The sequence below is a fragment of the Desulfitobacterium elongatum genome, from assembly GCF_055378975.1.
On the sequence record NZ_AP038772.1, the window covers coordinates 330,177 to 352,795 of the forward strand.

Here is a 22,619-nt window from a genome sequence, read left to right on the forward strand (position 1 = left end):
TGGGTGTGATTATGTTTAAGATAAATTGCTTAAATCCTATAGCCAATGTGGGATTAGACTTATTGAGTGACAATTACGAAGTGGTTGATCGATTCAATGATGCACATGCGGTACTTGTTAGAAGTGCGAGTATTCATGATTTAGAATTGCCCCGTACCTTAGAGGCAATTGCTAGAGCAGGTGCTGGAGTCAATAATATTCCTCTGGATAAATGTGCTGAAAACGGAGTTGTCGTCTTTAATACTCCAGGTGCTAATGCGAATGGGGTAAAAGAAATGGTCATCGCTGCATTGATTATCTCTGCACGTAACATTGTTGGTGGAGTTAACTGGGTGAACTCATGTGGACAGGATCCAGAGGTTGCAAAACTCGTTGAAAAAAATAAATCGAAGTTCGCCGGGACCGAAATTAAAGGCAAAAAGCTTGGTGTCATAGGGCTTGGAGCGATTGGAGTTTTGGTGGCTAATGCGGCCAATAAACTTGAGATGGAAGTTTACGGCTATGACCCCTTCATTTCTGTGGAACACGCTTGGAAACTTTCGAAATTTATTAAGCCGATCAAGTCTGTCGATGAGATCTTTAGAGACTGTGATTTTATTACAGTTCACGTGCCTTTAACAGACTCGACCAAGGGAATATTTAATAAAGATACCTTTGCGATGATGAAGGAGGGAGTTAAAATACTGAACTTCTCCAGAGATTCGTTGGTCATCGATGAGGATATGATTGAAGCCTTGGAGTCTGGAAAAGTTGGTCGATATGTTACAGATTTCCCGAATCCTAAGGTGTGCGGCGTCGAGGGAGTCATTACCATTCCTCATTTAGGAGCTTCGACGAGTGAATCAGAAGATAACTGTGCGATTATGGCAGTGCAGGAAGTAATGGACTATCTAGAAAATGGGAATATCAAAAATTCGGTGAACTATCCAAACTGTGACATGGGAGTATGTAATCAAGCGGGTCGTATAGCCATTAATCATAAAAACATCCCGAACATGCTCGGCCAGTTCACCTCAACTTTAGCGAAAGAGAACTTTAATATTTCTGACCTAATGAACAAGAGTAAAGGACAGTGGGCCTATACGATGATTGATATCGAATGCCCGTCTTCTCCTAAAATAATCAAGAAACTGAGTGAGATCGAGGGAGTTCTAAGAGTAAGAGTTATCAAGTAGCGAGAGGGGGCGAGGAGATAGGTCCCTCATTTCACAGAACCAAATGCAAGCAAGAAGCGAAACGGGTGCCTGTCCCCTCGTTTCACAAGAACCTTATGGAGCGGAGGAAGAGTATGGCTACTATAAGACCTTTTAAGTCAGTAAGACCTAGAGAAGATGTTGCAAGTAAAGTGGCAGCACTTCCCTATGATGTATATAATCGTCAAGAAGCTTTGGAAGAAGTATTGAAGGAACCGTTATCCTTTTTGAAAATTGATAGAGCAGAGACACAATTTGATAAAGACTTTAATCCCTATGATACGAAGGTCTATGAGAAAGCAAGAGACCTTCTGCAGGATATGATGAATGAGAGCATATTGATTAAGGAAGATAAGAACTGTTACTACGTCTATGAACTGATTATGGAGGGGCGTTCCCAGACGGGTCTGGTGGGATGTGCAGCGATCGATGATTACCTCGATAATGTCATAAAGAAACATGAAAAAACGAGAGAAGACAAAGAAATCGATAGAATAAACCATGTCGATCGTTGTAACGCTCAAACAGGACCGATATTTCTAGCGTATCGTTCGCAAAAAGACATTAATGAAGTGGTAGAGAGGGCAAAGAAGGGAACTCCCTTATACGATTTTCTAGCTCCTGATGGAGTTAGGCATATCGTGTGGAAAATCGATAAGGAAAGTGACCTGGAAACAGTCTATACAGGGTTCAAAAATATCCAAAGCATCTATATCGCAGATGGGCACCATAGAACCGCTTCAGCTGTTAAGGTCGGATTGAAACGAAGAGAAGAAAATCCAGATTATACTGGAGAAGAGGAATTCAACTTCTTCCTTTCTGTACTCTTTCCCCATGATCAATTGATGATTTTAGACTACAACCGCGTAGTCAAAGATTTAAATGGCTATAGTAAAGACGAATTTTTAAGCGAAGTAGCGAAAGCCTTTTTACTAGAAGAAATGGGCTCGGAACCGTATAAACCTATAGCAAAGGCTACCTTTGGGATGTACTTGGAGGGAATGTGGTATAAGTTAACGGCACAGGAGGAGATTCTTTCCGAGGATCCTGTTGAGGGGCTCGATGTTTCCTTGCTTCAAAATCATTTGTTAACACCGGTTCTCGATATTAAAGACATAAGAACAGATAAGAGAATAGATTTCGTCGGCGGCATAAGAGGACTCAAAGAACTCGAAAAAAGAGCCAACAGTGATATGAAACTTGCCTTCTCCATGTTTCCAACGTCGATCAATGAGTTGTTTGAAGTATCCGATGCCGATCAATTGATGCCACCCAAGTCAACTTGGTTTGAACCTAAGCTTAGAAGCGGATTGTTTATTCATGAGTTAACATGATTTTTCTTCTAGTTCTGGAACGGCTTCTGTAAGTTTTTGCACTTATGGGAGCTGTTTTTTCTTGGGAGGAAAATTTTTCAATAGATTACTTGAATGTTTTTTACTATCCCATTGAGATATCTTCCGTCTTAATAAGTGAAGTTAGGTTGGCGCCACCAAACTTATAACTTTAAAAAAGGGACGGATAATTTTAAATGAATAATAATCAAACCACAACTGAGACCAGTCTTCTAAAAAAAGTCTTTGCAGTTTCCCAATCCAATAGCCTCTTAATTTTGCGTCTCGCCTTAGGAATTATCTTTTTTGCCCATGGAGCCCAAAAAGTACTAGGTTGGTATGGAGGATATGGATGGGAGGGCACCCTCGGCTTCTTTGCTCAAACCTTTCATATCTCGGCGCCTTTAGCTGGATTATCCTTTTTAGTCGAGTTTTTTGGTGGAATAGCAATTATTCTTGGCTTATTCACTCGTCCAGCTGCACTTGTACTTGCGATTAATGTTTTAGTAGCGATGTTTATGGTTCATTGGCCAAATGGTTTCTTCTTGAATGGAGCTATTCAAGGCATTGAGTTTGTTTTTGCCCTCTTTATGATAGCCCTTTACTTGTCAATCAAAGGTGCAGGGACAATTTCTATTGATAAAGTAATCTATGATCATTTGAAATAAGAATTAAAGATGAGTCGATGAAAACGGAAAAGAATAACAGATGTCAAAACGAGCTTCGCATCACGTATCAACGTGGGTGAAGCTCGTTTTGATCTTTTAGAATAAGACTGCAAAGGATAAACAATTGTGGATATTGACAAACTATGCTCTGAAGGACCCAGAGGAACGCGATAACTATAGCAAACAAGTGCGATTGTCCCACTGGAACTTTCGGGAAAAAGGAGGATTTTTGCATCAGAATCAGGAATAAGTCTTTCACTATAAAATGGGTAGGAAAGATGAAATTAATGGTCTACACCTGTAAGGAGAAGAATGATGGAAATTGTAGTGGGAGTTACGGGGGCAACTGGGACGATATATGCCATGAATTTACTGAGGGCCTTAAAAGAGACAGGTAAAGTAAATACTCATCTTATTATGAGTGATTGGGCCAAAGAGAATTTGAGAATAGAAACGGATTATTCCTTAGAAGATATGGAGAGTTTAGCCACAGTTGTCTATGATAATAAGAATTTAGGGGCAAGAACCTCGAGCGGATCCTTCATTACGGATGGAATGGTTATTGTACCATGCAGTATGAAAACCTTGAGTTCGATTGCCAATGGGTTTGACGATAATCTTATTTCCAGAACAGCCGGTGTTATGCTTAAAGAAGGAAGAAAACTAATCTTAAGTCCCCGTGAGACTCCGCTAAGCGCAATCCATATAGAAAATATGCTTAAATTGTCAAGGCTCGGAGTAAGAATGGTACCGCCAATGCCGGCCTTTTATAATCATCCTCAGAGTATAGAAGACGTGATCGATCATCATGTCATGAAGATACTAGATCAACTCGGACTTGATTATGATAGAGGGAAACGGTGGCAGGGTTAACTGTAGCCAAGCTATTTCTGAAATGTTAGGGTATGTAAATTTGGGGTAATTAACAAATAGCCAGCGCTTCAATTCGGAGTGCTGGCTATACCTATAGGGCTGAAGTGTTAGTCCAAGTTAGATAATCTGAGCAACTTTTTGGATGTTCTCAGCAGAGCTGGCCAATTGAGGCATTGAAGTGGCGATTTGCTGAGAGGGAATATTGTAAGAATTGGAATAACCTTGACAATTACTGTTAATGGTCAAGGAGTAAGTACAATAAATTACTTATCTAGTGAAGTATAGCGTATAATAGAATTATATGAGTAAGAAGGACAGGGAAGAGAGGGAGAGGGTTATGCATACCGATGAGTTGCTTAATTTCCAGGATGAGTTATTAAATAAGCTTGTATCGGGTGGCGGACTTAGAGAACTAGCCATGCAAATAGCGACTCTTTTGAAAAAGGAAGTGCTCATCACAAATCCTTCTCAGCGTATTCTTGCTTCTACTGTCATGAATGAGGATTTTAGCGAGGGAAAACTGCTTAGAACGTCGAAAATCGATCCAATTTCTAGTCGAGCTACAGTTTTCACAGGGGAGCAAGAGATTGAAGTACTTGCTATCGAGCTCAGCAATTACGCGAAGAAATTAGGCTTTCTTTTAATCTACGAGCCGGGATCCGATGTGGAGAATAAAATCAAGATTCTGTGCCAACAGGCGAGGATGGCTTGCGTCCTAGAATTACTGAAGCAAGAGGAGTTGCTCGAGACCAAACGACAATATAGAGATTCTTTTCTTTTCGATTTGCTCTATGGAAATATCGAAGAGCGTTCGGATATTATTGCTATGGGTGAAATTTGGGGTTGGAATTTTAAGTGGCCCCATGTCGTAACAGTATTCGAGATAGAAGGTTTTGAACAGTATTCCGCTGATAACCATTTAGTAGAGATGATTTTGGATATTGCTCAATCCGTGCTGCAACAGCAGGATAAAAAGGCGATCTTAATGAAAAGAAACGAAGAAATCGTTCTGATATTACCTTTGGAGGACCAATGCCGTCGTGCTAATAAAGCCTATATGAATATGTTCCTCAAGCAGATGAAAGCCCAGGTAGAAGGGCGTTTTGCCGAACGGGTTGTGAGAGTAGGGGTCGGAAGGGGCTATGCTGATCCTACAGAGCTGTTTCGCAGTTACCAAGAGGCAAAAGTTGCTTTGAAATTAGGATATTTACTTCATGAGCATAATCAAACTCCTTTCTTTATGGACTTAGGGGTAGAACGAATTCTTTATAACCACGAACAGAAGGAATTGCAGGAGTTCTATCTGGAGACGCTTGAGGATTTAGAGCGATTTGATAAGTCGCAAAAGAATGACTTGATGGAAACCCTTGAAAAGTACGTTGCTCATCGGTGTGACTTGAAGAAAACGGCTGATGCACTTTTCTTGCATCCCAATACCCTTCGCTATCGGCTTAAGAAAATCGAGGAAATTCTTCAGATTGATATGGAGGATTTCAATGCGATTTTGTCTTTAATGGTTGCCTTTAAGATAAAATACTTAAAGAAGCTCTAGTTGTTGAGGAGGTCCCATGACAGAAGAGGTTAAGATTTTCCATAATGTCTGCCCACGTAATTGTTATGAGACGTGTGGCTTATTATCCCATGTGCAGAATGGACGATTAATCAAAGTGGAGGGTGATCCTCATCATGGGTACACTCAAGGTCGCCTCTGCGCTAAAGGGTATGCTTATACAGAATATGTGTATAATTCCCAGCGCTTACGATACCCACTAAGGCAGTTTCCGCGAGGATCAGGGAATTGGCAACGGCTGAGTTGGGAGGAGGCCCTGGAGATCATAGCAGGCAAGATTCTAGAGCTTCATCAGCGCTATGGTTCCTCCTTGGCTTGTACCTATAATAAATATTCCGGAAATCTAGGACTGCTTCATTATGCTACAGAGGGGTTGTTTAGGGGCTTTGGCTCGCATACCAAGCTCTATGGGGATGCTTGTTTGGCGGCTGGGAGTGATGCTGTAGCGTATAATCGTGGTCGGATTGCTATTCCAGATCCTGAGGACATGGTGGAATCAAAAACAATTATTCTCTGGGGGGTTAACCCCGCAAAGACTGCAATTCATCAATGGAACTTTATCAATCAAGCACGCGATAATGGAGCCAAGCTTCTAGTCATTGATCCCCTGTATACTCCTTCGGGGGCCCAAGCGGATATCTATCTTCAGATTACCCCTGGAACAGACGGGCTTTTGGCTATGGCAGTCGCTAAAATTCTCCTGGAAGAGGGACAGTTTAACCAAGAGTATATCAAGGAACACACCCTCGGCTGGGAATCCCTGCAGAGTTATCTTCAGGAAGCGGTGACCCTTGAAGATGCAAGCAAGGTTACAGGAGTACCACAAGAGGGAATTCGAGAGTTAGCGGCCTCCTATAAGGAGAAACCGTGTGCCACTTGGGTAGGGTTTGGCCTTCAGAGGTATTCCAATGGCGGTCAAAATATCCGCTGTATCGACGCTTTAGTCGCCCTGAGTGGTAACCATCAGCTTAAGGGCGGTGGGCTTTACTATAATAATTGGGTGAATGGCTTGTTTAAGACAGGGCTCATGAATTTCCCGAGACCGGCGAACCAGAATCCAATCATAGAGCGCACTCTAGATATTAATCACTTTGCCCAAGAGGCCTTAGCACTAACTGATCCCCCTTTAAAATTCCTATGGATTGCCAGTCGAAATCCCTTAAGTCAAGATCAAGATCTGCTGAATTGGCATAAACTCCTAGAACAATTAGAGCTTGTAGTTACTGTGGATTTGTTTATGAATGAGACAACAGCTCAGTCCGATATCGTTTTGCCCGCGGCGAGCCCTTTTGAAGATTATGATCTGCACCGGAGCTACTGGCATCAATGGGTGGCAATTAATCAAAAGGCAATTCCGCCTTTCTTTGAAGCCAAAAGCGATTTGGAGATTGCTCGAAATTTGACGGAAATGTTAAATAAGCTTCATCCAAATTTCTCTAGCTTTCCCTACCAACTCACGGCTTTAGATTGGATAGCCGCTGAATTAACACCGGAAATCCTTGATAAGCTTGGGATAACCACGTGGGAGGAACTCCTTCAAGGACCGCGTAAACTAAAGACTTCAGAAGTGCTTTGGCATGAACAGGGTTTTCAGACGAGCACCGGTAAATTTGAGCTTTATTCGGTTGCAGCGAAGAAAAATCAACTCCCGGCTATGGCTAGGTTTCAAGAGCAGGAGAAGAATTCTTCCTATCCCTTACGCCTCCTTACTCCTCAAAGCCTGTTTCGGATACATTCCCAATATAGGGCGCTATCTTGGTTAAACCAGGACAAGGGAGTAGAAGTGGTAGAGATGAATCCTCACGATGCAGTACTCAGGGGTTTAAACGAAAAAGATAGTGTAACGGTTTTTAATGATTGGGGATCGTGTCAACGGCGAGTGAGGTTGAGCGATCATGTTCCCCAAGGGATCGTGGTCATGGTCCAAGGGGGGAAAGATCCGGTTAATAAATTATTGGCCAAGCAATCTGCAGATATGGGCACTCAATACTCAGGTTCGCGGGGAGCGGCTTATTATGATACATGGGTAGAAGTAAAGAAGAAGCTCCTATAGGGAGAGGGGTGTGGAGAACAATGCTTAACGCAAAAGGCTTTCTCTTTAATGTCGATCGCTGTATCGGTTGCCGTTCGTGCGAAGTAGCTTGCAAGAATGAAAATAAGACAGCTTGTGGGGTACAGTGGCGGAGAGTTACACAAAACGGAGATGGGACGAATCTGTCCATTTCTTGTAATCATTGTTCTAGTCCGGAATGTTTCAGGGTCTGTCCTGAACATGCCTACGTCAAAAAACGGGATGGAGTCGTACTGATTGATTCCAACCGTTGTGCCGGGTGCAAGACTTGCGTTTCAGCCTGTCCCTATAGGGCTCCCCAATTCGATCCTGAACAGAACAAAACGAGCAAATGCAACTACTGCGTTACTCGTCAAAAAGCGGGTTTACTCCCCGCCTGTGTAAGTGCTTGCCCCACGGGTGCTCTTCAAGTGTTGGATCTCAGCAAGGATTTAAGGACGGATGCCGTAGCTACTGTAGAAGGGTTTCCGGATATTCGACTCACAAATCCTTCGATTCGTTTTTATCCAGCTAGGCCTAAGAAGAGATATTGGTTAAAGAATTGCTAAAGGCCTCTTACCGAACATATTTTAATAAACCTACAAGGAGCATTAAATGAGCATATCAAGTGAACTGAGAGTTTATTGTGATATGCTCATTTTTTTGTACAAAAAATCGACAAAATATTTGTAGCTTTGTACAAAACGATTTGTGCAATAATGGGCATGAAAAAGGGGGTGTTACCAATGAACCAAGAAAACGGATTAAAAGCTCAACCTTTATTAGAAACGCGAGTTTTTGTTTATGATGTGTTGAGGAGAACCTTTTTAGAAGAACCCACGAAAGCGTTTTTGAACCTCATTATGGAGAAAGAATTTACTGCAGCATTTCCCTTTGCTGAGGAAAATGAAGAGATCCGTGAGGGAATTGCTCAAATCGCTGCATTTTTGCAGGAACATGATTTGAAAAGTGAAAATGAGTACAATGACTTGCACTGGGATTATACTCGGATGTTTATTGGACCGGATAAATTACCGGCTCCTCTTTGGGAATCAGCCTATCTCAACAAAGAACGACTCCTTTTTCAAGAACAAACCCTTAAGGTTAGGCATGCTTATTTAAAATATCAATTCTTGCCTAAGCATTTCGGTCAGGAAGCCGATGATCATTTAGGCTTAGAACTGGATTTTATGTACCTACTGAGCGAACTATCCTTGAAATATTTGCAACAACAGGATTTTACCGGGCTGAGTGAAGTCTTGGAAGATCAAAAGGCGTTTTTGCAAGACCATCTACTGAAGTGGGTTCCTGAGCTAACTCAAAAGATTCTTGCAAGTGCTAACCTGGCCTTCTATCAAGGAATGGCTAAGATTCTTAATGGGTATCTCACTTTAGATCTTGAAGCCCTCGAAGAGCTTTTAGATATGGATTTTGAAGCGTCTTAAATTAACTGGAGGTGACTTAACGTGGCTAATCTCATTGAGAAGGCAAAGAATTATGCGATGAACAGAAGGTCTTTTCTTGGTTTATCAGCTGGTGCTGTCGCAGCAGTAACACTTCCGGGTTGCGGATTAACAAAAGTAGATTCGACTACGGTAGCGGCAAATCTGGCGAATAAAGAAGGAGAGTGGATTGCCGCCGCCTGTTGGCATAACTGCGGCGGACGTTGCTTGAACAAAGCCTATGTTGTCGATGGAGTTGTCGTCAGACAAAAAACTGATGATACCCATACCGACTCTCCCGATTATCCGCAACAGAGAGGTTGCCATCGCGGACGTTCCCAAAGACACCAGGTATTTGGTGCAGATCGCATCAAATATCCAATGAAGCGGAAAAATTGGGAACCCGGTGGCGGTAATAAGGAATTACGGGGAAGAGACGAATGGGTACGCATTTCCTGGGATGAGGCGTTGGATCTTGTCGCTAAAGAATTAAAGCGAATTAAAGAACAGTATGGAAATAAATCCATTCTTGGTACCAGCAGACTCCTCAATTTCTACGGTGGAGGCCTTACAAGATGGGGATCATCTTCATCGGGTGCATGGGGAATCCCTCAAGAAACTATGACAGGTATGTTCTCATGGAAGTCGAACGACAGACTGGACTGGAGAAATGCAAAACTCATTGTTTTGTGGGGATCCAACCCTGCCCGTTCTAACTTAGGTAATCCGGCTTACAACCTCATGCAAGCGAAAAAAGCGGGGGCAAAATTTATCGTAGTTGATCCTTTTGTGACGCCAACGGTGAAAACATTAGCTGACAAGCATATTCCTTGCCGACCGGGAACAGATACGGCGCTGCTATTAGGAATGGCTTATCATATGATTGAAAAAAATCTGCAAGATCAGGATTTCCTTGATCGGTGTACCGTAGGATTTGATAAGGATCATATGCCTGAAGGTGCAGATCCTAAAGAAAATTTCAAAGATTATGTTTTAGGTACCCATGACGGTATCCCCAAAACTCCTGAATGGGCTTCAGAAATTTGCGGAACGGACGCCAAACTTATCAGGGAGTTCGCAACAGAAATTGCCACAACCAAACCGATGATTTTTTGTTCCTCCTTTGCCCCTGCACGTACCTACAGAGGGCAGCAATACTGTCAGGCATTTCTTACCGTTGGTTGGATGACTGGAAACGTAGGAAAACCGGGTGCTGGTGTTTGGACGATGAACTATGCAGCAAATCAGAGTTATGGCGGTAAAACCCTTGTCAAAGCCGGTGCAACAGGTCTTCCAGCTGCTAAAAATCCATTATTCCCAGATGCAACCTACGGACCCTACGACGGCTACCGATGGGCTAACCCGACAAATTCGAATGCCTATGGTATGGCATATTGTGAAACCTATGATGCAATCTTGAAAGGTGAATACACTGGAACAAACGGACGGGGAAAAGTTCCTTGCGATATTCGCTTGATTTGGCTGGTCCGTGATGGATACGGCTATAATTTCCTAAACCAATCCTCTGATATCAATAAGGGAGTTAAAGCCTTCCGCAAAGTAGACTTTGTCGTAACCAATGATATCGTTCTTTCATGCATCTCAAAGTATGCTGATATTGTTTTACCGGCAACGACAGAATGGGAAAAAGACGGGAAAATCTTGCAAGGGAATCCGGAAGCGATCTTTGTTACTCCAAAAGTAGTGGAGCCGCTTTTTGAGGCAAAAACAGAAGAGTGGATGGATCGTGAACTTGCAAAACGCCTTGGACTTAATCATGAAGAAATTTATCCAATTAGCGGGAAGCAACAATTTTTCAACAGCATTGCCGGAGCGCAAGCAATTAAAGAAGACGGAGTAAATTACGAGACCCTGGTCACGATTACGGATAAAGACATTCAAGAATGGGGAGTTAAAGGAAAGCCCCAACAAGGAAAGATTGCTATCAATGACTTGGTTAAACAGGGCGTTTACCAAGTGCCGAGAACTCCGAGTGACAAACTCACGGTGGTTCAGGGAGAAGATTTTGTGAAAGATCCGAAAGCTTTCCCTCTTACGACTAAAAGCGGCAAACTCGAAATCCACTGTCAAGCTTTATCAGATAAGATCAAAGCATACGGCTTAACGACAATTCCGCCAATTGCGAAGTATGAACCGCCACTCGATGGCTATGAAGCTACGTTTAAAGATTGGAAAAGCAAAAACAAAGAGAAGGGGAAATATCCCTTCCAGCTTGTTACGATCCACTACGGAAGACGTTCCCATTCCACATACGATAATATTCCCCAGCTTAGAGAGGCCTATCCTCAGGACTTCGTGATGAATAAAAGAGATGGAGAAGGCCTTGGTCTTAAAAATGGAGATACCGTCTTAATTGAGAGTGCCTATGGAAAAGTTATCCGGCCTCTTACCCTCACCGAAGCCATGATGCCAGGTGTGGTAGCCCTTGGTGAAGGAGCTTGGGTAGAGATGGATGATAAAACAGGTATTGATAAAGCCGGTGCAACAAATACCCTTTGTGGAGCCCGTTTAAGCGGACAAGGGGAAGAACCCTGGAATACAACGATTGTTCATGTTGAGAGATACAACGGCGAAGCGTTAAAACCAGATGCTGAGTGGGAGCAACGAATCATATTTTAGGAGGTGACACCTGATGGGACAAAAAGGTTTCTATAATGATTTAACGGCTTGTTCAGGATGTAAAGCATGCCAAATTGCCTGCAAAGATAAAAATGATCTGAAAGTAGGGGAACTGTTCCGCAAAGTATTTGATTTTGAAAATGGAACGTATCCAGACGTAAAGGGCTATTCCGTTTCCTTAGGATGTAATCACTGTGATCATCCGAAATGTGCTGAGAACTGTCCAACCGGTGCCATTTACAAACGGGAAAAAGATGGTTTGGTCGTTCAGGATCGGAAAAAATGCATCGGTTGCAAACTTTGCACCTGGTCTTGTCCATATGGACGGCCACAATACCTTAAAGAACAGGGTAAAAGCGGAAAATGTGACGGATGCGCAGACTTGGTGGACCAAGGTAAAAATCCGGTATGTGTCGATACATGTCCGATGAGAGCTATCGAATTCGGGGACATTGAGGAACTGCGTAAAAAATACGGCAAAAATGCGGATGTACAAGGTCTACCGAGTTCAGGGACGACCAAACCGAATATTGTAATTACCGACAAAAAGCGTTAGAACTAAATTGCTAAGAGTTAGGAGGTAAGTAAAAATGATATTTGCCGAAGAATGGCCTCTCATGACCTTCACACTATTAAGTCAGTTGGCTGTGGGAACGTTCATTATCTTGATGATAGTCAAAGCCAGCTTAGGAAATCAGGATTCCCAAGTTTCGAAAGCCCTAAGCTTTGGGTTTACTGCAGTGGGTCCTGTTACGTTGTTAGCCTTAATCTTTTCTGTATTCCACTTGGGTGATCCCTTAGGCGCTCCGCGCTCAATCTTGAATCTGGGTTCCTCTTGGTTGAGCCGTGAAATCTTGACAGCGGGTGGTTTCTTTGTCCTTTGGTTTGCTTTTTGGTGGTTATCCCGTAAAGGCAAAGAAAGTAGCGCTTTAGGGTGGATCACTGCTCTGGTGGGTCTAGCAGCCATCTTCAGTATGTCGCATATCTACAGTTCCTCAATTCGTCCAGCCTGGGATAATACGAATACGTATATTGCGTTTTTCGGGGCAACCTTGGCGATGGGGGCTTTAGGAGCAGCCAGTGCGATTGTTTATGGTATGAAGGGGAGTACTTTCTCCACGACACTTACCAAGACTTTAAAGAGTATGAGCTATATTGGAGCTGCAGCCGTAGTATTGCCACTAGCCTATCTCCCCATTTTCATCTCAGGTTTAAATGCTGGTGGGACCACTGCTGAAGCTTCAGCCCAGATTCTAACGGGAAGCATGGGTATGCTGGCAGGCCGAGGGATTCTCTCCGTATTGGGTGTAGCACTCCTGATTTATGCCTTGAATAAAGGGGGCGACAAGAGTAAAACACTTTCTGCTAGTACAATCTATCTGGCCTTGGTCTTAGTTCTTGTAGGCGAATTTATGGGCCGTTACCTCTTCTATGCGAGCGGAGTTTCTCCTATTATTGGTGGCTAAGTCGTATTTGAAGTAACTATTGATTCGTGAAGGGGCTGTTGCAAAACGAACGGACGGGTTCGTTAAGCATCAGCCCCATTTTCTACTCATAAAATAAAACTAGCGCTTTCTAAATGTTCAAAGTTTCTAACTTAAGAATGCAGAAAAAACGATTTATTGTCGATTTGTGAGATAATACAAAAAAAGAATGTTGATTTTGTACCTTCGTACAAATCGCTTTGTGCAATAATGGACATGAAGAGGAGGTAAAGGGTTATCTCGTTTTGGATCTTGAGGCTCTTGAAGAGCTTTCAGATATAGAGTACAAGGTGTTTTAAATTAACTGGAGGTGAACATACGTGGCAAATCTCATTGTGAAGGCAAAGGATTATGCATTGAACAGAAGGTCTTTTCTTGGATTAACGGCGACCGTTACAGCAGGTGCTGCTGCAGCGATTACGCTTCCGGGCTGCGGACTGGCCAAAGTAGACTCGACTACGGTAGCAGCAAATATGGCAAATAAGGAAGGCGAATGGATTCCAGCAGCGTGTTGGCACAATTGTGGCGGACGTTGTTCGAATAAGGCCTATGTCGTCGATGGAGTGGTAGTTCGTCAAAAGACGGATGATACCCATCCCGATACACCGGATTATCCACAGCAAAGGGGTTGTAATCGCGGTCGTTCGCAACGGATGCAAGTCTTTGGAGTGGACCGCCTGAAATATCCCATGAAGCGAAAGAACTGGGAACCCGGTGGTGGTAAGAAGGAATTGCGCGGTAAGGATGAGTGGGTACGTATTTCTTGGGATGAGGCCTTGGATATCGTAGCTAGTGAGATCAAGCGGATTAGTGGGAAATATACAAATCGTGGAATCTTTGCTTCTAATGCAGGTGACCTTGGACGTGCATTCTCTTTGGCAGGGGGTTATATCGGCTCCTGGGGAACGTCCTCTTGGGGATCCTGGCGTTGGGGACCTGAAAAGTTCGGCATGGCCGAGGGATTTTATGAGCAGAGTATCAACGACCGTATGGATCTGAGAAAATCAGAACTCATCGTCATTGTAGGGGGCAATGCTTCTTGGAGTGCTGGTGGTAATCCCACGTATCATTATCTGCAAGCCAAAAAGGCAGGAGCCAAGTTTGTCTTTATCGATCCAATGTACTCAGATACGGTTGATTTATTAGATGCAGAGTGGATTCCTGTGCATCCGGCAACAGACCATGCGATGTTCCTAGGTATGGCCTATACGTTGCTCAAAGAAGATAACCCAACCACAAACCCACTGATTGACTGGGATTTCCTCAGTAAATACACCGTAGGTTTTGACAAGGATCATATGCCGGCTGGAGCCGATTCCAAAGACAACTTTAAAGACTATGTTTTGGGGGCCAATGATAATACACCGAAAACCCCAGAGTGGGCGGAAAAAATCTGTGGTGTGTCTGCTGCTAAAATCCGTGAATTGGCGCTTCAAATCGCGAAAACCGAACGCGTAGCCTTGCTTACCGCTTGGGGAGCAGCACGTATTCAAAATTCGGATTCTTGGCCGCAAATGTTCATGACCTTTGGCGCGATGACAGGCAACATTGGTAAATCTGGATGCATGACTGGAGTAAGCTGTCACTACGCCACGGCAAATGGTGGAACTAGCCTTGTTACAGCGGGAGCAGCTGGTTTACCAGCCATTGCGAATCCGATTAAAGAAACAATCAATGATATCGAAATGTGGTTAGCCATTTTAAATGGTAAATACACTGCAGGCTATCAAAATGTTAAAGACGTCAATATTCAAATGATCTATCATGGCTATGAATCTCACCTCCAAACGCGATCTGCACAGGCCAAGGGCATTGAAGCACATCGCAAAGTCGAGTTTGTTCTTTCAGCCAGCCATTTTCTGACGACCAATAGTAAGTATTCTGATGTCGTACTCCCCATCATCACAGAGTGGGAGAAGGTTGGCGGCTTTGGATCGTTTACAAACCGGGAAACCCTTATTTTCTGGCGTAAAGTAACCGAACCCCTTCATGAAGCGAAGAGCGAAATGTGGATTGCTCAAGAACTTACGAAAAGGCTTGGGCTTGATGCGACGAAAATACTACCGATTAGTTTTGAACAACAATTCTATAATCAGATTGCTGGGTGTAAGGTGATTGCAGCCGATGGTAAGACGATGGAACCTTTGGTAACGCTTACCGAGGCCGATATCAAAGAAATCGGAGCCACTGGAAAACCTCAGCAAGGCCGTATTACGTTCAAAGAACTTAAAGAGAAAGGCGTTTATCAAGTCGAACGGAAACCAGGAGATAATCTTGGGTTCATAGCTTATGAGAAGTTTGTTAAAGATCCTGTCGCAAATCCTTTGAAGACGGCCAGTGGCAAGCTGGAAATTCACTGTCAAGCTCTGGTGGATTTTGTAAAGAGCAAAGGATTCACTGAGATCAAGCCAATCCCAACGTATAATCCTGCAGTTGAAGGCTATGAAGCAACCTTTAAAGACTTTAAAGCCAATGTTAAAGGCGAATATCCGCTCCAAGTCATCAATCCCCATTATCTCAGACGTTCCCATAGTATTTTTGATAATATCCCCTGGCTACGGGAAGCTTGGCCTAACCCTGTATTCTTAGCGAAGAAAGACGCTGAGGAACGTGGAATTAAGGAAGGCGAAACAGTGCTAATCAAGAGTAGTCACGGTAAAACCTTACGTCCTGCGCACTTGGTGGAATGGGTGGCACCTGGTGTTGTCGCACTACCTCACGGTGCTTGGGTTGAGATGGATGAGAAGAATCAAGTGGATAAAGCTGGATCTGATAACATGCTAACGGGTCCAATCCCAACGGGGCAAGGCATCGGAGGTTGGAACTCGACCATTTGCCAAGTCGAGAAATGGACGGGAGAACCCCTTGAAGAAGATACAAAATGGCCACTACGGATTGTTCTATAGGAAGGAGTGAATGACATTGGCACAAAAAGGCTTTTATTATGACCAAACGAGTTGTATCGGTTGTAAGGTTTGTCAGGTCGCCTGCAAGGATAAAAACAATTTGAAAGTCGGAGCACGTTATCGTCGGGTCTATGATGTAGAATCGGGGAAATTCCCCAATCCTCATAGGTCACATTTTTCCATTGGTTGTAACCACTGTGAGCATCCTAAATGCGTTGAGAACTGCCCGACAGGTGCACTTCAGAAGCGCAAAGAGGATGGCATCGTGACCCATGACCGCGACAAGTGTATAGGCTGTCGCCTCTGCGTCTGGTCTTGCCCTTACGAGGCTCCTCAATTCAAAGAGGATGAGGGTAAAGTTGGTAAATGCGACGGATGTTCAGACTTGGTAGCTAAAGGGGAAAACCCAGCCTGTGTCGACGCTTGTGTGATGCGTTGCCTTCACTTTGGCGATATCGAAGAATTCCGTCAGAAATATGGCAAGAATGCAGATGCACCTGGTCTACCGAGTTCCGGGACGACCACTCCGAATATTGTAATTACCGTCAAAAAGCGTTAGAACTCAATCGCTAAGAGTAAGGAGGTAAGTAAAAATGATATTTGCCGAAGAATGGCCTCTCATGACCTTCACACTATTAAGTCAGTTGGCTGTGGGAACGTTCATCATCTTGATGATAGTCAAAGCCAGCTTAGGAAATCAGGATTCCCAGGTTTCGAAAGCCCTAAGCTTTGGGTTTACTGCAGTGGGTCCTGTTACCCTGCTAGCCTTAATCTTTTCTGTATTCCACTTGGGTGATCCCTTAGGCGCTCCACGTTCAATCTTGAATCTGGGTTCCTCTTGGTTGAGCCGTGAAATCTTGACAGCGGGTGGTTTCTTTGTCCTTTGGTTTGCTTTTTGGTGGTTATCCCGTAAAGGCAAAGAAAGTAGCGCTTTAGGGTGGATCACTGCTCTGGTAGGTCTAGCAGCCATCTTCAGTATGTCGCATATCTATAGTTCTTCGATTCGTCCAGCCTGGGATAATACGAATACGTATATTGCGTTTTTCGGGGCAACCTTGGCGATGGGGGCTTTAGGAGCAGCCAGTGCGATTGTTTATGGCATGAAGGGGAGTACTTTCTCCTCAACACTGACCAAGACTTTAAAAAGTATGAGTTATATTGGGGCAGTAGCCGTAGTATTGCCACTAGCCTATCTCCCCATTTTCATCTCAGGTTTAAATGCTGGCGGGACCACTGCTGAAGCTTCAGCCCAGATTCTAACGGGAAGCATGGGTATGCTTGCAGGCAGAGGGTTTCTCTCGGTATTGGGTGTAGCACTCCTGCTTTACGCACTGAACAAAGGGGGCGCCAAGGCTAAATTGCTCTCGTCCAGCACAATCTATCTTGCCCTGATTCTAGTGCTCGTTGGCGAATTCATAGGCCGTTACCTCTTCTATGCTAGCGGAGTTTCACCTATTATTGGTGGCTAAGTCGAATTTAAACTGAATACTGATTCGTGAAGACCTTTGTATTCATCATAATGATGAAGCAAAGGTCTTCTCTTACTCAGAAAGGTATTCTTAGCGAATCAATACAAAAGATAGCCAATTTTTTTGTATCCTTGTACAAAGTCCGCTATGACATAATAAGGCAAAGAGTGGCGAAGGGGTGATAAAATTGACGCAAAAAGGATTTTATTATGAGCAAGCAAATTGTATCGGGTGCAAAGTTTGCCAGGATGCCTGCAAAGCTATAAAGAATCTGAGGTTTGGTCCCCTTTACCGGCAGGTCTATGATATGGAAAGTGGGCATTCTCCTGTGCCAAGAAAGTTACACCTTTCTATAAGTTGTAACCACTGTGATCATCCCAAATGCGTGCAGGATTGCCCGACAGGTGCACTGCAGAAACGCCAAGAGGATGGTATAGTGGTCCATGACTACGACAAGTGTATAGGGTGCCGCATTTGCACTTGGTCTTGCCCTTATGGCGCTCCTCAGTACAAAGCGGGAGAAGGTAAAGTAGGAAAGTGCGATGGTTGTTTAAGCTTGCTAGAAAAAGGGGAAAACCCGGCCTGTGTGGACGCTTGTGTCATGGGATGCTTGCACTTTGATGAACTCGAAAAACTTCGTCAGAAATATGGATATGACACAGAGGAAATTGGCTTACCAAGCTCTGGTATGACCAAACCGAATATTGTCATTGCGATTAAGAAATCCCTTAGTGAGGCTGTTAATGGTTAGCGTGCTTAGGCTGCTTAACCGATCACTTCTAAAAAGTCAAAATTAGTATTGATTCATAAAGACCTTTGAATTATCGTAAAGATAGAGCAAAGGTCTTTATTCTTTCCACATTCCAGTCTTTGGGGCAGAGTATTTTAACTATTTTTCTAAATAAAGCTCAAGAAAATTAAAAAAGGCTCTTGACATTTAGAATGATTATAATATAATAAAACATGTAAAGAGCATATCACACCAACCCATAATATAAAAAGTAAAAGAGTTTAAAGGAGAGATTTTTAATGAAAAAATTTGTTTGCGCCGTCTGCGGTTACATCTATGAAGGAAATGAAGCTCCCGAACACTGCCCACAATGTAAGGCACCTAAAGATAAGTTTTCTGAGAAGGTTGAAGGGGTTATGCAGTGGGCTGATGAGCATAAAGTAGGAATCGCTCAAGGGGTTGACCCTGAAGTTATTGAAGGATTAAGAGCTAACTTCACAGGTGAGTGCACTGAGGTTGGAATGTATCTGGCAATGAGCCGTCAAGCAGACCGTGAAGGCTATCCTGAAGTCGCAGAAGCTTACAAACGGATTGCCTTTGAAGAAGCAGAACATGCGGCTAAATTTGCTGAACTTTTAGGTGAAGTCGTTAATGCAGACACCAAGAAGAACCTTCAATTGAGATTGGATGCAGAGTTTGGAGCTACCCAAGGAAAGAAAGACCTTGCGACTTTAGCGAAGAAACTCAATCTCGATGCAATTCATGATACCGTTCATGAAATGTGCAAAGATGAAGCTCGCCACGGTAAAGCCTTCCAAGGATTACTCAACCGTTATTTCAAATAAGATTTTTGAGGGATAAGGAGACAAACCTTGTCCCTCTGTTTTTTTACCCTTTTACTGAAGTTTAAAATTAACTATTGACGTACAGCCAAGTGTCATGCTAAATTCTATATAACAGTTGAATGAGTAATCGACGATGATGGAGAAAAGTAGATCATCTCCAGCCTTCAAGGGAGAAGAAGTCACTGACTGGGAACTTCTTCAAGGTATGGCTGATTGAAGTTCTCTCCGGAGTTGCTACGTTGAAAGAGAAGTAGGCGTAGCCGGGGTCCCGCCGTTAAAAGGGAAAAGGTATCGGAATAATATCCTGCACCTTTATAGAGCGCACTTTTGAAATTGGGTGGTACCGCGAAATCTAGCATTTCGTCCCTTTACGGATGAAGTGCTTTTTATTTTGGTTGGACTTACTATTCCTGTACCTGATTGAGGTGGGCTATTTATAGCCAATTTGGGTGGTACCGCGAAACTTTTCGTCCCTTTTGAGGATGGAAGGTTTTTTATTTTATTTAAACGGAGGAATTAAGATGAAAAAGTTAGGTCAGGGTAATTCCACATACACTAAAAAGTGGTGGACTCGTATTGGGGTATCAATCACTATTCTATCACTTATTCTCACGGGTTGTGGATCCGCAAAGTCAGGTACAGGAGCCACAGGGGGTAGTTCGCAGCCCACAATTAAAGTTGGAGTGGTCGATACCTATACCGGAGGAGCAGCAGTCTATGCGAAAGAAGCCTTAGAAGGGTTTAAGCTAGCAATTGCTGAGGCCGAGGCAAAAGGTGGTCCTAAGATTGAAGTTGTGACTCGCGATGATGAGTTCAAGGTAGATAAAGCGGCCAGTTGGGCAAAGGAGCTTGTACTACAACAGCGGGTTGACGTGTTAGCTGGGACCATCAATAGTGCGGGAAGCTTGGCGGTCTCTCAGTATGCAAAAGAAAATAAGACCCCCTTTATGGTCTGGGGGGGCATGAGCGAGAAAATTACTGGAGCTGCTGGACATCGTTATGTCTTCGGGATGCTTCCAAACACGGCCATTATCGGCAAGGCAGGGGCAGCCCAAATGGCGAAAACTTCTTACAAGAATTACTGGTTAGCTGGAAGTGACTATGAGTATGGTCACGCCGTAGTGAATGGTCTATGGAATAACTTACAACAAGCGAAACCCAGTGTCGTTAAACAAGGAGAATCCTGGTGGAGAGTGGGGGAAACCGATTTCACACCGTATATTAACGCTATTCGTAGTGCGAAGCCAGATGCTGTAGTCGTAGGGACGGGGGGAGCAGATTTGGTGGCGTTCATGAAAGCGCTTCAAACTACTGGCTTAGCTAAGGAAATCCCAGTTTGGATTCATGTCTCGACAGATGCAGCTTCGTTAAGCCCACTAGGCAGTGAAGCACCTGAGGGAGTACTAGGGACAAACCCCTATTTCTCATACTTCCCGGATACAGCGGAAAACAAAGCGTTCGTGGAAAACTTTAAGAAGGCCTATAATCGTGAACCAGCTTCCTTTGCCTTATATGGTTACTTAAGCGGTCAATTTTTAGTCGATGCAGTTCAAAAGGCGGGGAGCGCGAACAAAGAAAAGATTGTTGATGCTTTAGAAGGAATGACGGTGGATTCACCGGTGGGTAAAGTTACCTTGCGCAAAGAAGACCATCAAGTAATGTTACCCATGTTTTACGGAACTACAGCCAAAGCTTCTGATAAATTTATAGCGAAAGATATCGTTTCTTTATCTGCTGATCAGATCATGCCATCTGTCGAAGAGGTTTTAAAGACCAGGGAGAAAAAATAAGGCGCGTATCACCCCTTGATCTTAACTAAAAAATCTAATACTTAGAATAAATGGTATTGTCCCCTTACCTATCTACTGTTATAATAAATCACAATTCTAATAAATCTGTTACTAGACAGCATGCATCTAGACATTTACTAGAAAGCCTCTAGACCGGGAGCATATAAGAAGGGTAACCTTCATGCCGCTCACGGCACATCAGATGATGAAAAAGGATTCGGAGTTCTAGGGAACGGTCAAGTCCGTTCCCTACATCGGGTCTTTTTCAGAGAAGGGTAGAGAATTACATGAGATAGGATGGGAGGATGGTAGTTACGGTAGAACACAGGAGTTTAGAGATTTTAGGTATTAGGGTTTAAAAAAGTAGGTAAATGTAGAATGGAGGAACGGTAGTGAAGAAGTTAGGTGTAGTTTTAGCACTGGTGTCTGCATTAATCCTTAACGGATGCGGAGCGGCTAGTACAGCGACAGAAGGAAAAGGGGCAACAGGAGGAAGCGCTCAAACCACGATTAAGGTTGGAGTGATTGATTCCTATACAGGTGGGGCTGCGGTCTATGCGAAGGAGGCCCTAGATGGATTTAAGCTTGCTGTGAATGATGCAGCCGCTAAAGGCGGACCAAAGGTTGAGATTGTAACACGTGATGACGAGTTCAAGGTGGATAAAGCAACGAGTTGGGCAAAAGAGCTTGTCATGCAACAGCGCGTTGATGTTCTGGTTGGAACCATCAATAGTGCGGGAAGTTTAGCGGTCTCACAGTACGCCAAAGAAAACAAGACTCCCTTTATGGTATGGGGCGGCATGAGCGATAAAATTACTGGATCAGCAGGCCATCGATACGTTTTCGGGATGCTTCCTAACACGGCGATTATCGGCAAAGCAGGGGCAGCCCAGATGGCTAAAACTTCCTACAAGAATTACTGGTTAGCAGGAAGTGACTATGAGTATGGTCGCTCCGTAGTGAATGGTTTATGGACTAACTTGCAACAAGCGAACCCCAGTGTGGTTAAACAGGGAGAATCCTGGTGGCGCGTGGGTGAAACGGATTTTACGCCTTACATCAACGCGATTCGTAATGCTAAACCGGATGCTGTCGTTGTGGGAACCGGTGGTGCTGATATGGTTGCCTTCTTAAAAGCCCTTCAAACGACAGGCTTAGCCAAGGAAATCCCCGTATGGATTCATACTGCGACTGATGCAGCATCTTTAAGTCCACTTGGTAGTGGAGCACCTGAAGGAGTACTCGGTACAAATCCTTACTTTTCATATTTCCCTGACACAGCAGAGAATAAGGCCTTTGTGGAAGCGTTTAGAAAGGCCTATAATCGAGAGCCGGCTGCCTTCGCACTTTACGGATACTTGACAGGGCAATTCCTAATCGATTCGGTTGAAAAGGCAGGAAGTAAGGATAAGGAAAAGATTGTTGATGCCTTGGAAGGAATGACGGTAGATTCACCGGTGGGTAAAGTTACCTTGCGTAAAGAAGACCACCAAGTGATGCAACCGATGTTCTATGGAACGACGTCAAAAGTATCGGATAAAGTCATTGCAAAGGATATTGTTTCTATACCTGCGGAGCAAATAATGCCGTCCGTTGAAGAGGTACTGAAAACAAGAGAGAAGAAATAA

General features: G+C 43.7%; 18 protein-coding genes and 1 other annotated feature. All 18 genes read left to right on the top strand.

The features are described 5' to 3' along the window. Nucleotides 1-11 precede the first annotated feature (11 nt). The 18 genes from ACZ42W_RS01520 to ACZ42W_RS01605 all read left to right on the top strand — a co-directional run bounded on the left by ACZ42W_RS01520 (nucleotide 12) and on the right by ACZ42W_RS01605 (nucleotide 22,619). Nucleotides 12-1,175, top strand: a complete 1,164-nt coding sequence (locus ACZ42W_RS01520; RefSeq protein WP_464167884.1) for a phosphoglycerate dehydrogenase — start codon at nucleotides 12-14, stop codon at nucleotides 1,173-1,175. A gap of 113 nt (nucleotides 1,176-1,288) precedes the next feature. Further along, the gene (locus tag ACZ42W_RS01525; RefSeq protein ID WP_464167885.1) at nucleotides 1,289-2,527 is read left to right on the top strand and encodes a DUF1015 domain-containing protein; all 1,239 of its coding nucleotides are present in this window, start codon (nucleotides 1,289-1,291) and stop codon (nucleotides 2,525-2,527) included. A gap of 194 nt (nucleotides 2,528-2,721) precedes the next feature. Beyond that, nucleotides 2,722-3,192 carry a DoxX family protein gene (locus ACZ42W_RS01530; RefSeq protein ID WP_464167886.1) on the top strand — a complete coding sequence of 157 codons (471 nt, stop codon included), beginning with the start codon at nucleotides 2,722-2,724 and terminating at the stop codon, nucleotides 3,190-3,192. A gap of 315 nt (nucleotides 3,193-3,507) precedes the next feature. After that, the gene (locus ACZ42W_RS01535; protein ID WP_464167887.1) at nucleotides 3,508-4,065 is read left to right on the top strand and encodes a UbiX family flavin prenyltransferase; all 558 of its coding nucleotides are present in this window, start codon (nucleotides 3,508-3,510) and stop codon (nucleotides 4,063-4,065) included. Between the two features lie 337 nt (nucleotides 4,066-4,402). Beyond that, nucleotides 4,403-5,617, top strand: coding sequence for a PucR family transcriptional regulator (locus ACZ42W_RS01540; RefSeq protein WP_464167888.1), 1,215 nt, complete (start codon nucleotides 4,403-4,405; stop codon nucleotides 5,615-5,617). Nucleotides 5,618-5,633: 16 nt separating this feature from the next. After that, nucleotides 5,634-7,688 carry a molybdopterin-dependent oxidoreductase gene (locus ACZ42W_RS01545; protein ID WP_464167889.1) on the top strand — a complete coding sequence of 685 codons (2,055 nt, stop codon included), beginning with the start codon at nucleotides 5,634-5,636 and terminating at the stop codon, nucleotides 7,686-7,688. Nucleotides 7,689-7,708: 20 nt separating this feature from the next. Continuing rightward, complete coding sequence (locus tag ACZ42W_RS01550) at nucleotides 7,709-8,254, top strand: 4Fe-4S dicluster domain-containing protein (RefSeq protein ID WP_464167890.1); 546 nt, start codon at nucleotides 7,709-7,711, stop codon at nucleotides 8,252-8,254. 177 nt (nucleotides 8,255-8,431) lie between these two features. Next, a complete protein-coding gene (locus ACZ42W_RS01555) occupies nucleotides 8,432-9,130 on the top strand; it encodes a TorD/DmsD family molecular chaperone (RefSeq protein WP_464167891.1) in 699 nt (232 codons plus the stop codon). A gap of 57 nt (nucleotides 9,131-9,187) precedes the next feature. Beyond that, entirely contained in the window at nucleotides 9,188-11,767 is a 2,580-nt protein-coding gene (locus ACZ42W_RS01560; protein ID WP_464170836.1) for a molybdopterin-dependent oxidoreductase, read from the top strand. Nucleotides 11,768-11,780: 13 nt separating this feature from the next. Further along, a complete protein-coding gene (locus tag ACZ42W_RS01565) occupies nucleotides 11,781-12,323 on the top strand; it encodes a DMSO/selenate family reductase complex B subunit (protein WP_464167892.1) in 543 nt (180 codons plus the stop codon). 34 nt (nucleotides 12,324-12,357) lie between these two features. Next, nucleotides 12,358-13,233, top strand: coding sequence for a dimethyl sulfoxide reductase anchor subunit family protein (locus ACZ42W_RS01570; RefSeq protein WP_464167893.1), 876 nt, complete (start codon nucleotides 12,358-12,360; stop codon nucleotides 13,231-13,233). A gap of 338 nt (nucleotides 13,234-13,571) precedes the next feature. Further along, on the top strand, nucleotides 13,572-16,157 hold the full coding sequence (locus ACZ42W_RS01575; RefSeq protein ID WP_464167894.1) for a molybdopterin-dependent oxidoreductase: 2,586 nt from the start codon (nucleotides 13,572-13,574) through the stop codon (nucleotides 16,155-16,157). Nucleotides 16,158-16,173: 16 nt separating this feature from the next. Then, nucleotides 16,174-16,716 carry a DMSO/selenate family reductase complex B subunit gene (locus tag ACZ42W_RS01580; RefSeq protein WP_464167895.1) on the top strand — a complete coding sequence of 181 codons (543 nt, stop codon included), beginning with the start codon at nucleotides 16,174-16,176 and terminating at the stop codon, nucleotides 16,714-16,716. A gap of 34 nt (nucleotides 16,717-16,750) precedes the next feature. After that, on the top strand, nucleotides 16,751-17,626 hold the full coding sequence (locus tag ACZ42W_RS01585) for a dimethyl sulfoxide reductase anchor subunit family protein (protein ID WP_464167896.1): 876 nt from the start codon (nucleotides 16,751-16,753) through the stop codon (nucleotides 17,624-17,626). Between the two features lie 187 nt (nucleotides 17,627-17,813). Next, nucleotides 17,814-18,377: a 4Fe-4S dicluster domain-containing protein gene (locus ACZ42W_RS01590; RefSeq protein WP_464167897.1), complete on the top strand. Its 564-nt coding sequence runs from the start codon at nucleotides 17,814-17,816 to the stop codon at nucleotides 18,375-18,377. 278 nt (nucleotides 18,378-18,655) lie between these two features. Continuing rightward, complete coding sequence (locus ACZ42W_RS01595; protein WP_464167898.1) at nucleotides 18,656-19,201, top strand: NADH peroxidase; 546 nt, start codon at nucleotides 18,656-18,658, stop codon at nucleotides 19,199-19,201. Nucleotides 19,202-19,325: 124 nt separating this feature from the next. Next, nucleotides 19,326-19,679 (top strand) — a binding site (T-box leader). A gap of 43 nt (nucleotides 19,680-19,722) precedes the next feature. Then, entirely contained in the window at nucleotides 19,723-20,991 is a 1,269-nt protein-coding gene (locus tag ACZ42W_RS01600; RefSeq protein WP_464167899.1) for an ABC transporter substrate-binding protein, read from the top strand. Between the two features lie 392 nt (nucleotides 20,992-21,383). Further along, entirely contained in the window at nucleotides 21,384-22,619 is a 1,236-nt protein-coding gene (locus tag ACZ42W_RS01605) for an ABC transporter substrate-binding protein (protein ID WP_464167900.1), read from the top strand.

Coding starts and splice junctions, on each gene's coding strand:
- ACZ42W_RS01520 (WP_464167884.1), top strand. CDS start 12: ATGTTTAAGATAAATTGCTTAAATCCTATAGCCAATGTGGGATTAGAC.
- ACZ42W_RS01525 (WP_464167885.1), top strand. CDS start 1,289: ATGGCTACTATAAGACCTTTTAAGTCAGTAAGACCTAGAGAAGATGTT.
- ACZ42W_RS01530 (WP_464167886.1), top strand. CDS start 2,722: ATGAATAATAATCAAACCACAACTGAGACCAGTCTTCTAAAAAAAGTC.
- ACZ42W_RS01535 (WP_464167887.1), top strand. CDS start 3,508: ATGGAAATTGTAGTGGGAGTTACGGGGGCAACTGGGACGATATATGCC.
- ACZ42W_RS01540 (WP_464167888.1), top strand. CDS start 4,403: ATGCATACCGATGAGTTGCTTAATTTCCAGGATGAGTTATTAAATAAG.
- ACZ42W_RS01545 (WP_464167889.1), top strand. CDS start 5,634: ATGACAGAAGAGGTTAAGATTTTCCATAATGTCTGCCCACGTAATTGT.
- ACZ42W_RS01550 (WP_464167890.1), top strand. CDS start 7,709: ATGCTTAACGCAAAAGGCTTTCTCTTTAATGTCGATCGCTGTATCGGT.
- ACZ42W_RS01555 (WP_464167891.1), top strand. CDS start 8,432: ATGAACCAAGAAAACGGATTAAAAGCTCAACCTTTATTAGAAACGCGA.
- ACZ42W_RS01560 (WP_464170836.1), top strand. CDS start 9,188: ATGAACAGAAGGTCTTTTCTTGGTTTATCAGCTGGTGCTGTCGCAGCA.
- ACZ42W_RS01565 (WP_464167892.1), top strand. CDS start 11,781: ATGGGACAAAAAGGTTTCTATAATGATTTAACGGCTTGTTCAGGATGT.
- ACZ42W_RS01570 (WP_464167893.1), top strand. CDS start 12,358: ATGATATTTGCCGAAGAATGGCCTCTCATGACCTTCACACTATTAAGT.
- ACZ42W_RS01585 (WP_464167896.1), top strand. CDS start 16,751: ATGATATTTGCCGAAGAATGGCCTCTCATGACCTTCACACTATTAAGT.
- ACZ42W_RS01595 (WP_464167898.1), top strand. CDS start 18,656: ATGAAAAAATTTGTTTGCGCCGTCTGCGGTTACATCTATGAAGGAAAT.
- ACZ42W_RS01600 (WP_464167899.1), top strand. CDS start 19,723: ATGAAAAAGTTAGGTCAGGGTAATTCCACATACACTAAAAAGTGGTGG.